Genomic DNA, 11,928 nt, shown 5'->3' with positions numbered 1-11,928 from the left:
CCCCGGAATCGAACCATGCCCGCGAATCCATTCTTCCACATGGAATCCCTGGGGATCAGGATCACGGTCCGCCCGATATATCTGCGCGACCAGTCCGAGCCCTCCGCCCGGCACTACGTCTTCGCTTACTTCGTCCGCATTGAGAATGTCGGGGACCAGGCGGCGCAGCTCATCTCGCGCCGGTGGCTCATTCACGACTCGACCGGCGAGGACGTTGAGGTCGAGGGCGAAGGCGTGGTCGGCGAGCAGCCGCTGATCGCCCCGGGCAAGGTGCACGAGTATCAGAGTTTCTGCATTCTCAAGTCGGGCGAAGGATTCATGGAAGGCCATTACAACTTTGTCCGCGCCGATTCGACGACCTTCAGGGCGGAGATTCCCCGATTCCTCCTCAGCGCGAGCGCCTCGACCAGCCTGCCGTCCTGACACGCCTCACGCGCGCGTGGCTCGGCGGAACGACAGTTGCCGTCTCTTCGACCCGATGACCCGCATCCACGATATATCCACGCCCGTACGCTCGGGCGGTCTGATCTATCCGGGCAATCCGGAAATCGTCATCGAGCCACAGCAGGAAATCGCGCGCGGGGCCGGCGCGAACGTCTCCCGCATCTCGTTCGGCTCGCACACCGGGACGCATGTGGACGCGGCGCGCCATTTCTTCGACGACGGCCAGACCGTTGACAGGATTCCGCTCGATCGTCTCGTCGGCCCCGCCCTGCTGATCTCGGTTGACGAGAGTCTCATGTCGGTGGGCGCCGCTGATCTCCAGCGCCACGCCGTCGCCGGATACAAACGGGTGCTCATACGCACGCGAAATTCCCGGTTCCTCGCGGACCCCGATTTCGTCCGCGACTTCACCTTCCTCGCACCCGACGGCGCCGAGTATCTCGTCTCACTCGGCGTGGAGCTCGTCGGCGTGGACTATCTCTCCATCGAGCAGTTTCATTCCGGGCATCACCGCACTCATAGAACTCTTCTCGAGAAGGACGTCGTCATCGTCGAAGGGCTCATGCTCGGCGACGTCGAGCCCGGCGAGTATCAGCTGGTCTGCCTGCCGCTTCGCCTCGAGGGTCTCGATGCCGCGCCCGCGCGCGCGATCCTGATCGGAAAATGAGCGACATTCAGCATGCGCTGGGCGTACAACTCAACTCACGGGAATTGTAGCCATGCAACTCGGGATGATCGGACTTGGCAGGATGGGCGGCAACATGACGGAGCGCCTGATGCGCGACGGCCACGAGGTCGTCGTGTTCGATCGCAGTCCTGAGGCGATCGCGCGCTGCGTCGGCATGGGCTCCGTCGGCGCGAGGGACGCGGCCGACATTCTCTCGCGCCTGAAGGGACCGCGCGTCGTCTGGATCATGGTGCCCGCGGGCCAGCCGGTTGACGATACGATCGCCGCGCTGGTTCCCGGCATGTCGAAAGGGGACGTGATCATTGATGGCGGCAATTCGAATTTCCACGACACGATGCGCCGAGGGGCCGAGCTGAAGGAGAAGGGAATCGAGTTCGTCGATTCCGGAACGAGCGGCGGGATCTGGGGGCTGGAGAACGGATACTGCCTGATGATCGGCGCATCGGAGGAGGCGTTCACGTTGTGCGAGCCGATCTTCAAGTCGCTTGCGCCTCCCGACGGCTACGCGAGAATGGGTCCGACGGGATCCGGCCACTACGTCAAGATGATCCACAACGGGATCGAGTACGGAATGCTCCAGGCTTACGCCGAGGGTTACGAGATACTGCATGCGTCGAGGGACTTTGATCTGGATCTCCACCGCATCGCCGGAGTCTGGAATCACGGGAGCGTCGTGCGGTCGCGGATCAACGAGCTGGCCGAGTGCGCATTCGAGAAAGACGCCGATCTCGACGCACTGAAGGGATTCGTCGCCGACTCGGGCGAAGGACGATGGACAGTTCAGGAGGCGATTGATCTCGATGTTCCCGCGCCGGTGATCACGCTGTCGCTGCTCATGCGCCTGCGATCCAGGCAGGAGGACTCGTTCTCGGCGAAGGTCATCGCCGCGCTCCGGAACGAGTTCGGGGGTCACGCCGTGCAGAAGGCATGAGCGCACCGCGCATCGTCCCCGCCCCGGCGGTGCCACCAACGCACGGGTATCGCTCCAGCGCCGTGGATCGCTGCACGGCCGTGATACTCGGCGCCGGCGGCGACCTGATGAAGCGGCAGCTCATGCCTGCGATCTATTGCCTCGCCGATCAGAAGCTGCTGCCGGATTCGTTCGCCCTCGTCGGCCTCGGACGCGACGTGATGCAGGACGCGGAGTTCGCCGCATCGATGCGCCAGGCCCTCGATGCTTCCGACGAGATCAAGTCGGTGAGCGACGAAACGTGGGCCTGGCTGTCCAGCAGGATGAGATACGCCCACGGCGACCTCAGCAGCACGGACGCGTACCAGTCGGTGCAGCGATGCCTGGCGGGGATCGAAAAGAATGTCCCGGAGAATGAGCGCAACCGTCTCTTTTATCTCGCCATCCCGCCCAGCGTGTTCGAGACTACTCTGGAGCACCTGTCGTCGAGCGGACTCGCGCCGGAGATAGCCGCGGCGGACGAGAGGCCATGGGCGCGCGTGGTGATCGAGAAGCCGTTCGGGCGCGATCTGGAGACTGCCCGCGCGCTGAACTGCGTCGTGCTCGACAAGTTCGCCGAGCATCAGGTCTATCGCATTGATCATTACCTCGGAAAGGAAAGCGTCCAGAACATCCTCGTGTTCCGGTTTGCCAATCCGATTTTCGAGCCGTTGTGGAACAGGCAGTACATCAAGCAGGTGCAGATCACCGTGGCGGAGTCGGTGGGCATCGAGAGGCGCGGCAAGTATTATGAGGAAGCGGGCGTAATTCGCGACATGTTCCAGAACCACCTTCTGCAGCTTCTGGCGCTCGCCGCGATGGAGCCCCCGATCGCCTTCCGGGCGGATGACGTGCGCGACGAGAAGGTGAAGGTGTTGCGCTCGCTTCGGCCGCTGCTCGAGTGCGGTGAGCCGCCGATTGCGCTCGGGCAGTATGCCGCGGCGAGCATTGACGGAAAGCCGGTGCCAGGGTACCGCCAGGAGAAGGGTGTGGCGCCCGATTCGGTTACGCCGACTTTCGCCGCCATGCGCTTCGACATAGACAACTGGAGATGGAGGCACGTGCCGTTCTACGTGCGCTCCGGCAAGCGTCTTCCGAAGCGGACATCGGAGATCGCGATCCAGTTCCGCTCGCCGCCGGTCCTGATGTTCGGGCAGCGCGAGCTCGAGGAACGGTCACCCAGCACGCTCGTCATGCGCGTGCAGCCGGACGAAGGAATCTCTCTTCGCTTCCAGGTAAAGACGCCCGGAGCGGCAAACGAACACACGCCGGGGTTCGAGATATCGCCCGTGGACATGGATTTCTCCTATGCAGAGGCCTTCGGCGGCGAGGCGCCGCCGGCGTACCAGACGCTCCTGCTCGACTGCATGCTCGGCGATGCGACCCTGTTCACGCGAAGCGATGAGGTCGAGGTGGCGTGGAAGGTGATAGACCCCGTGCTCGATTACTTCGATCAGCATCGCCCGGAATCACTGCCGCAGTATCCGGCGGGCACATGGGGGCCGGCCGAATCCGAAGAGCTCCTCGAGAGGGCGGGATCGCAGTGGAGATAGCTGTTCGTCTCCTGTATCTGGCGGTCGCAGTCGTTTCATCGGCGTGCAGGGATTCGGACGGGGCGCGACCTGAGTCGTCGGCCCTTGCCGCGGCGTCGAAGGACTCGGTAGCAGTCGCGTCGGACGATCCGGAAAGGCAGATCGTCCTGCGTGCGCGGGCCTTCGACCGCGCCGACAATCTCGACAGCGCTCGCATTCTCTATGAGGAAGCGGCGCGACGCGTGCCGGCGGTGAAGGATTGGCTTCTGCTCCGCGCGGCCGGAGTGACACGCGACAGATTGGATCGCGTGAGGCTGCTCTCGCGGATAGAGCTTCCCGTCGCGCAGGACCGCCGCCGTCCGACCGACGCGATCGCGCTGGAACGGAGCGGCGACGTCGAAGGCGCTATCGCGGCGTACACGGCGCTCGGCGATCGTCTCGCCGCGATCCGGCTCGGCATGCTCGTGCCGACCGACACGGTGAAGATGGTGGAGGGGCGGCGAAATCTTGTCGCATTCCTCGACACATCGCCAGCTAATCAGAGTGCACGCGACGGGATCGCTCTTTTCGACAAGATGTTCACGCCGGTGACTGGTGCGGAGAATCTCGCGCTTGCGCGAGCCGCCTTCTCGGCGGGCCTCGTGGCGCGGGCGGCGTCCGGATACTCCAGGGCATTCGCCGCCGGCCACGGCACGAGCCGCGATCATTTCGACAACGGGATGATGCTCGCGAGACTCAATCGCGACAAGGAAGCGATCGCCGAGTTCGATCGCGTCAGCGCTCCCGCGCCTCTCGCCGCCGCCGCGCGATACCAGCGTGCGCTGGCTCTGCTCGCGCTGGGACGGCGGGACGGGGCGAGAACTGTTCTCCGGCGGATAACGACCGCGTACCCGAAAGACAGCAGCGCGGCGTCGGCGCTGCTCCTTCTGTCCGATCTGGCCACCGACGACATGCGGGATGCAGGCGCGCGTTCCACTCTCGTGGCGCTCGCCGGACGTTTTCCGCGAACGCGTCACGCTCCGGTCGCGTTGTTTCGCGCGGGGCTCATTGCATACATCGCGGGCGAATACCGAACGGCTGGTAACGAGCTCGACTCGGTGGTGGCGCAGTACCCGCAGAGCGACGACGCGCTTGCCGCCGCGTACTGGAGCGGGCGCGCGTGGAGAGCGCGCGGCGACACCGCCGCGGCCAACAAGAGGTGGCGGCAGCTCCTCGCCCGCGAGGGCGCTTCGTACTACTCGGTGCAAAGCGCGAAACGCCTCGGCGTTCCGCTCCTGACCGACCGTTCACGCGACGACAACTATCCGACGTTGCCCGACATAGACGCAGCAACCGGGCGCATCGCGCTGCTCAAGAACTTCGGAATGGAGACGGAAGCAAATTTCGAGTACGACCGCCTTTTCCGCGATGCTCCGCAGAATCCGCGTCGCCTCGTCGCGACCGCACACGCGCTCGCCGGCACGAACCAGTCGTCGCGCTCGATCGCCCTCGGCCATCGCGCCGTGGCCGAGATCGGCCCGAGCGCGCAGAACTATCGGCTGATGTATCCAGTGCTCGAGCGCGAGACGCTGATCGAGAGCTCGAAGGCCAACGGGATCGATCCGGTGCTCGTCGCGTCGCTCATCAGGCAGGAGTCCAACTTCAACCCGCGTGCTACGTCACGCGTCGGCGCACGCGGGTTGATGCAGCTAATGCCATCGGTGGGCAGAACGATCGCGAAATCGAAGGGCGTCGCCGGCTACACCGATGAGTCGCTGTACGATCCGGCGATCAACATCCGCCTCGGCACACAGCACCTGACGGCCCTGTTCAGGCGGACGTCGCAGATCGAGCGCGTCCTGGCCGCCTACAACGCCGGCGAATCGCGTGTCGCAAGGTGGATACAGAAAGCCGGCGCGAACGACCCCGAGCTGTTCACCGAGCGCATCCCTTTCATCGAAACCCGGGACTACGTCCGGAGTATCGTGCGCAATCGGGCGTTCTATTCCGCGCTGTACGATTGGTAGCCGGCGCCTGACATGCCAGGACTCAGGCAGTGGCCCCGGCGCGGCGGGATTTCTCTTCCTTTCTCTGCTTGAGCTTGTCCATCAGCCACGTCTGCGGGATCAGGAACAGCGGGGTCAGGACGAGACCGAGCAGCGCGTTGAGCCAGATGAGCGCCAGGTAGAAGCCGATGAGGCCCACGGAGACCCATAGCGTGCCAAGCGGACCGTGTGTTTCCATGCATTACTCCAGTGCGGCGGTGGTTTAGATTTAAAATACCATGGGAATCCGTCCTGATGAAGAAGCCGGCGTGCTTCAGGCAACGGCTTCGGCTCTCCACCGCCGCGAGCGCGTCGTGCTTGCTGTTTCGGGCGGGCTCGATTCCATGGTTCTTCTCGACGCCGTGGCGGCGAGTCTGTTGGGGCCCCGTTCGGGGTTGCTCGTCGCGACGTTCGATCACGGTACCGGGCAGCATGCGTCGAAGGCCGCGAAGCTCGTCGAAAAGCGGGCGACGACTCTGGGTCTGCGATGCGTCGTCGGTGTGACTGCCCGGCGCGGCACCCGTGAGCAGGAATGGCGCGAGGAAAGATGGCGTTTTCTCCGCGCGACCGCGTCGCACTTCAGCGGCGTAGTCGCCACCGCCCACACGCTGGACGATCAGCTCGAGACGGTGTTCATGCGCATCCTCCGCGAAGCGGGGCCGCGCGGACTCGCCGGTCTGTTCGCCGAATCGGACATCGTACGCCCGTTCATCGGTCTTCGCCGCGCCGATCTCGCTCGCTATGCGGCGAAGCGGCGCATCAGGCATGTGGATGATCCATCAAACGAGTCGCGGGCGCATCTCAGAAATCGCGTCCGTCACGACATCCTGCCCGCGATTACGCGCGTCAGACCAGCGTTCCCTCGAGATCTCCTTACCATCGCGCGCATGGCCGCGGCCTGGCGCGAGGAGATGGCCCGGACCGTCGAGCGCATCGGCGTTTCGGGCGGTCCCGACGGGTCCGTTCGCGTTGGCAGAGCGGAATTGGCTGGATATGATGCTGAATCCCTTTGCGCGCTCTGGCCGGCGATCGCCGCTGAAGCGGGGGTCGTAATGGACAGGCGCGGAACTCATCGCCTTGCGGAGTTTACAATAAAGGGTCGCACTGGCGGGTGGATCCAGCTTTCGGGAGGTATCGAAGTGCGGATGTTTCGCGATCACCTGCTGCTCGGACGATGGGACGCGCATCGCGTCGAGAGAATCCGAAACGCCCGGCTCGGACCCGGGAGATTGCGCCCTCAGGCGCGCGCGGAGCTCGCGTGACGGCATCAGCTTCAGCCGATCCAAGACTCTCCGGCCGCACCCTGAAGCGCGTGGCCTATGACGAAAAGATGATCGCCGACCGTGTGGCCGAGCTGGGCGAAGAGATCACCGCCGCATATCCTGACGGTGAGTTGCTCGTCCTTGGATTGTTGAAGGGAAGCTTCATCTTCCTCAGCGATCTGGTGAGGCACATCAGGCGGCCACTGCAGGTGGATTTCCTCGTGGCGTCGAGCTACGGCGAGGCGACGGAATCCAGCGGCATCGTGAGACTGCTGTATGACCCGGAGACGCGCCTGGAAGGGAAGCACATCCTTCTGGTGGAGGATATCGTGGATTCCGGCCGGACCCTCAATCGTCTCACGGCGCTGCTCGGGAAAAGGGCGCCACGCTCGCTCGAAATTTGCGCTCTGCTGCACAAGCACATCGCAGCCGAGCTGGAGTACGAGACGAAGTTCGTTGGATTTGATGCGCCCCATGAGTTTCTCGTGGGGTATGGACTGGATCACGCGGAGGACTTCCGCCATTTGCCGTACATAGCGAGCCTGCAGTAAATGCCACTACCGATGCAGCAGAAGCCCAAGGGCCCGAAAAACTGGGGAAAGCTCTCGAAGACCCTGTCGTTCTGGGTCCTCATCACGCTTCTCGCAGGAACCCTTTTCACGTACACGTCCGGCACCAAGGATGCGGCGCCGACGATCAGCTACACTCAATACAACGAGCAGCTCGAAGCCAACAATATCGTGTCCGCCAGGATTCAGGGCGGCAGCGCGATCGTCGGCGAGTTCAGGAACAAGGTGCCGATCAAGGGGCGCCCGGTGAGCCGATTCAACGTGCGGCTGCCCGTTTCGAACTCGGCCGAGGAAGTGACGCGGCTGCGCGAGAAGAACGTGCAGATCGTCGCCGAGGACCGCAGCGCGTCGTTCGGCAGCATGCTCCTCGTTTTCCTCCCCTACATCATCATCTTCGGAATCTGGATCCTGATCCTGCGCCAGATGCAGGCGGGCGGTGCCAAGGCGTTCTCGTTCGGAAAGTCGAAGGCGAAGCTGCTCACCGCCGATTCGCCCAAGGTTACCTTCGCGGACGTCGCGGGCTGTGATGAAGCCAAGGTCGAGCTCGAGGAGATCATCGAGTTCCTCAAGGATCCGCAGAAATTCACCAAGCTCGGCGGACGCCTGCCGAAGGGCGCGCTTCTCGTGGGACCTCCGGGCACGGGAAAGACTCTGCTCGCCCGTGCTGTCGCTGGTGAGGCGAGTCGGCCGTTCTTCTCGATGTCCGGCTCCGACTTCGTGGAGATGTTCGTCGGGGTCGGCGCGAGCCGCGTTCGCGACCTGTTCGAGCAGGGCAAGGCGCACGCACCGTGCATCATCTTCATTGACGAGATAGACGCGGTGGGCCGTCATCGCGGCGCCGGACTTGGCGGCGGACATGACGAGCGCGAGCAGACGCTGAACCAGCTTCTGGTAGAGATGGACGGGTTCGAATCGAACGAAGGAGTGATCCTCATTGCCGCGACGAATCGCCCCGATGTTCTTGATCCCGCGCTGCTGCGCCCGGGCCGCTTCGACAGGCAGATCGTCGTGGATGCGCCGGACCTCCGCGGGCGCGAGGGCATCCTCAAGGTCCATACGCGCAACAAGCCGATCGCCGATGACGTCAACATCACCACGCTGGCGCGCGGCACTCCGGGAATGTCGGGAGCCGATCTCGCCAACCTCGTAAACGAGGGCGCGCTGCTGGCCGCCCGTCGGGATCACGACAAGGTGTATATGCAGGACCTCGAGGACGCGAAGGACAAGGTCATGCTTGGCGCCGAGCGGAAGTCCATGGTGATGAAGGACGAGGAGCGAAAGCTCACCGCCTATCACGAGGGCGGACACGCGGTGTGCACGATCAAGACGGTAGGTAACGATCCGCTCCACAAGGTGACGATTGTGCCGCGCGGTCGCGCGCTCGGGCTGGCGTTCACGCTGCCCGAGGACGACCGCGTGTCCATCACCCGCCAGCAGCTCGAGGCGCACCTCGTTCGCATGTACGGCGGGCGTGTGGCCGAGGAGCTCGTGTTCGGGCGCGATCGCGTCACGACGGGTGCGTCGAGCGACATCCAGCAGGCGACGTCACTGGCGCGGCGTTACGTCGGTCAGTGGGGACTCTCGGATGCGATCGGTCCGATTCTCGTCGGCGACAACGAGCAGGAGCTATTCCTCGGCCGCGAGATTCAGACGCGCCGGGAGGTTTCGGAGCGCACCGCTCAGCTCGTGGACTCGGAAGTGTCGCGCGTGATCAAGGAAGCGTACAATCGCGCCAAGGAGACGCTGACCGAGAATATGGATCTGCTTCACCGCGTCGCGGCGGCGCTTCTCGATCGCGAGACGCTTACCGGTGCAGAGGTGAACATGCTTGCACGGGGCGAGCAGCTTCCGCCGCGACCCGCTCCGCCGTCGCCGCCCGCCCTGCCGGCGAAGGAGACGACGGTCCTTCAGCCGAAGCTGGCGAAGCCGCCGCTCTTCGGTGGCCCGGAAGTAGCTCCGGCGTGAGGACCGCGCGCGATCGGTCCGCCACCGAGTCCGCTCGGGTCTGGCGGGCCGGGTCGCGCGAAGTACCGCTCGACCGGCCGATAGTGGTCGGTATTCTCAACGTTACCCCCGATAGCTTCAGCGACGGGGGTAATTTCTTTTCCGCCGACTCCGCACTCGAACATGCGGCAGCGATGATCGCCGACGGCGCCGACATCATCGATGTCGGTGGTGAGTCCACGCGGCCCGGTGCAGCTCCTGTGGAAGCCGCGGACGAGGCGATGCGCGTGATGCCGGTGATTCGCGCGATTCGTGACCGGTGGCCGTCCGTTCCGATATCCATCGACACGGTGAAGTCCGATGTGGCCGCTGCGGCGCTCGATGCGGGAGCCGACATCGTCAACGACGTGTCCGCGATGCGGCTCGATCCCGCGATGCCTTTGCTTGTCGGCAAGTCCGGATGTGGCGTGGTCCTGATGCACTCGCGCGGCGACGTGAAGGACATGGCAACCTATGTGCACGCGACATATGAGAATGTCGTCGAGGAGGTAATGGCAGAATTGAATTCGCAGCTCCTCGTCGCCGAGGAGGCTGGGGTCGATCGAACAGCGGTCGTGATGGATCCGGGGTTCGGCTTCTCGAAGAAAAGCAGACATTCGATGACGCTACTGATGGAGCTGGGCCGCTTCACCGCACTCGACGCGCCCGTGATGGCTGGCGTATCGAGAAAGCGATTCGTGAGGGAAGCGATGAAGCACAGAGAACACACAGAGAGAGCGGCCGATGAGCATCCGTTCACCCCCGAGGATCGCGACACGGCGACGGCGGCTGTGAACGTAATGGCGCTCGAGCGCGGCGCGATGCTCTTCCGCGTTCACAACGTGCGTGTCAATCGAACGGCACTCGACGCCGCGTGGACGATTCTGACAGCCGGTCGCTGATACCATCGCGCGAGTGGCGCGCCCCGGTTGCTGTCGCCGGGATGCTGCTTCTTGCGTATGTCGTGACCCTCGCGCCGAGCGTCACCTACTGGGACGCCGGCGAGTTTCTCGCCGCGATCAGGACGCTCGGCATCCCGCATCCTCCCGGAACGCCTCTCTACATTCTGGTTGCGAATGTGTGGGCGAAGCTGTTCGCTCCACTGTTCGGCTTTGCGTATTCCGTGAACCTGTTGTCGGCCGTCTCGACAGCGGTCGCGTGCGGGATCTTCACCTGTCTCATGGCCCAATGGACACGGGACCCGTGGGCCGCCGCCGCTGGTGGGTTACTCGCCGGTCTCATGTCGAGCGTGTGGCTCAACGCGAACGAGACCGAGGTGTACTCGCCGTCGCTGCTCATGTCGGCGCTGCTTCTGCTCGTCGCGAATCAGGCGAACGAAAAGCGCGAAGCGAGATGGCTCGTGCTGCTCGGCTATCTCATCGGGCTTGGATGGGCGCTTCAACTGTCAGCGCTCGTAGCAGCGCCGGCCGCGCTGCTGCTGGCATTCTCAGCCGTGCGTGTGCAGAGAATCCCCGCGGTGAAAATGCTGGTAGCCGCCCTGCTCGGCGCATCAGCCGTGTTGTTCATGATCGTGCGCGCTGAGCATGACCCCGCGATCAATCAGGGGAATCCCTCGACCTGGACTGCGTTTCTGGATGTGATCACGCGCCAGCAGTATCAGCCCGTCTCGATACTTCCGCGGCAGGCCCCGCTGTACCTGCAGATCGGGAATCTGCTCGAGTACGCTGACTGGCAGGTCGCGCTCGGTCTGCATCCCGAGGCGCCACCATCGTGGCTTCGCACGCCATTCACGCTTGCCTACGCGCTACTCGGCATGATCGGGTTCAGATGGCATCGTCACGTTCACAAGCCAAGCTGGCGCGTGCTGAGCTTGTTGTTCGTGAGCGGAACGCTCGGAGTGATCGCGTATCTCAACATGAAAGCGGGCCCGTCGTACGGTCAGGGCTTTCTTCCCACCGGCGCGAAGCACGAAGCGCGCGAACGCGACTACTTCTTCGTGCTCGCTTTCATGTGCTGGGGCATCTGGGCCGGAGCGGGCGCGGTTCGCGCATTTACGAGGGCGGGGAAGCGATGGCGAGTCGCCGGGCTCGCGGTAGCCGCATTGCCGTTTATGCTGAATCATCCCGCGGTCGATCGTGCGCAGGTTACTCCTGGCCTGGCTCCCATCGACAGTGCGCGTCGAATCCTCGTTCCTGCGCCAGCGCGCGCTGTCGTGTTCGCGTATGGCGACAACGACACCTATCCCGTCTGGTACGCGCAGCAGGTCGAGAATACGCGTCGCGACGTAACGGTCGTCACCATCCCGCTACTCGGCGCCAAGTGGTACCGCGCCGAGCTTGCTCGGCGGGACAGCCTTCTCGGCCCGGATTACATAGACAAGTGGCGCGGATTTCAGCCGACGATGACCGCGATCTGCGTTGCGGCGAAAAAGCTGGGTCGGCCAGTCGTCGCGCGTGACGTTCCAGATCGTCCTCCAATTCCGGCAGCCTGCAGGTCTTGACGCTCTGGCGGATCGG

Annotated in this window: 11 protein-coding genes; 10 read left to right on the top strand and 1 reads right to left on the bottom strand. The window is 64.1% G+C overall.

Going from position 1 to position 11,928, the window contains the following annotated elements; translation table 11 throughout:
• The first annotated feature begins 15 nt into the window (after positions 1 to 15).
• Genes apaG through Q7S20_10280 form a run of 5 tightly spaced genes read left to right on the top strand, consistent with a single transcriptional unit; the run spans position 16 to position 5,619 of the window.
• Entirely contained in the window at positions 16 to 423 is a 408-nt protein-coding gene (apaG, locus tag Q7S20_10300) for a Co2+/Mg2+ efflux protein ApaG (protein ID MDO8502222.1), read from the top strand.
• Between the two features lie 55 nt (positions 424 to 478).
• Positions 479 to 1,111, top strand: a complete 633-nt coding sequence (locus Q7S20_10295; protein MDO8502221.1) for a cyclase family protein — start codon at positions 479 to 481, stop codon at positions 1,109 to 1,111.
• A gap of 52 nt (positions 1,112 to 1,163) precedes the next feature.
• Positions 1,164 to 2,063 (top strand): decarboxylating 6-phosphogluconate dehydrogenase, encoded by a 900-nt coding sequence (gene gnd / locus Q7S20_10290; protein MDO8502220.1) that lies wholly within the window; start codon positions 1,164 to 1,166, stop codon positions 2,061 to 2,063.
• A complete protein-coding gene (gene zwf / locus Q7S20_10285; GenBank protein MDO8502219.1) occupies positions 2,060 to 3,634 on the top strand; it encodes a glucose-6-phosphate dehydrogenase in 1,575 nt (524 codons plus the stop codon). Before gnd ends, zwf begins: the two co-directional genes overlap by 4 nt.
• Complete coding sequence (locus Q7S20_10280) at positions 3,625 to 5,619, top strand: transglycosylase SLT domain-containing protein (protein ID MDO8502218.1); 1,995 nt, start codon at positions 3,625 to 3,627, stop codon at positions 5,617 to 5,619. Before zwf ends, Q7S20_10280 begins: the two co-directional genes overlap by 10 nt.
• Positions 5,620 to 5,641: 22 nt before the next feature.
• Here the strand turns inward: Q7S20_10280 and Q7S20_10275 are convergent, their stop codons facing one another.
• Entirely contained in the window at positions 5,642 to 5,836 is a 195-nt protein-coding gene (locus Q7S20_10275) for a hypothetical protein (GenBank protein MDO8502217.1), read from the bottom strand.
• A gap of 40 nt (positions 5,837 to 5,876) precedes the next feature.
• On the opposite strand from Q7S20_10275, the gene tilS reads away from it, so the two are divergent.
• Genes tilS through Q7S20_10250 form a run of 5 tightly spaced genes read left to right on the top strand, consistent with a single transcriptional unit; the run spans position 5,877 to position 11,912 of the window.
• On the top strand, positions 5,877 to 6,899 hold the full coding sequence (gene tilS / locus Q7S20_10270) for a tRNA lysidine(34) synthetase TilS (protein ID MDO8502216.1): 1,023 nt from the start codon (positions 5,877 to 5,879) through the stop codon (positions 6,897 to 6,899).
• Positions 6,896 to 7,450, top strand: a complete 555-nt coding sequence (hpt, locus tag Q7S20_10265; GenBank protein ID MDO8502215.1) for a hypoxanthine phosphoribosyltransferase — start codon at positions 6,896 to 6,898, stop codon at positions 7,448 to 7,450. The genes tilS and hpt overlap by 4 nt, the downstream gene beginning before the upstream one ends.
• The gene (gene ftsH / locus Q7S20_10260; GenBank protein ID MDO8502214.1) at positions 7,451 to 9,433 is read left to right on the top strand and encodes an ATP-dependent zinc metalloprotease FtsH; all 1,983 of its coding nucleotides are present in this window, start codon (positions 7,451 to 7,453) and stop codon (positions 9,431 to 9,433) included.
• Positions 9,430 to 10,353, top strand: coding sequence for a dihydropteroate synthase (gene folP, locus Q7S20_10255; GenBank protein ID MDO8502213.1), 924 nt, complete (start codon positions 9,430 to 9,432; stop codon positions 10,351 to 10,353). Before ftsH ends, folP begins: the two co-directional genes overlap by 4 nt.
• A complete protein-coding gene (locus Q7S20_10250) occupies positions 10,326 to 11,912 on the top strand; it encodes a DUF2723 domain-containing protein (protein MDO8502212.1) in 1,587 nt (528 codons plus the stop codon). The genes folP and Q7S20_10250 overlap by 28 nt, the downstream gene beginning before the upstream one ends.
• Positions 11,913 to 11,928: the final 16 nt, after the last annotated feature.

The sequence above is a fragment of the Gemmatimonadaceae bacterium genome (genome assembly GCA_030647905.1).
Classification (GTDB): domain Bacteria; phylum Gemmatimonadota; class Gemmatimonadetes; order Gemmatimonadales; family Gemmatimonadaceae; genus UBA4720.
Note: the sequence above shows the minus strand (reverse complement) of the source record. Positions and strands in the feature narration are given on the sequence as shown.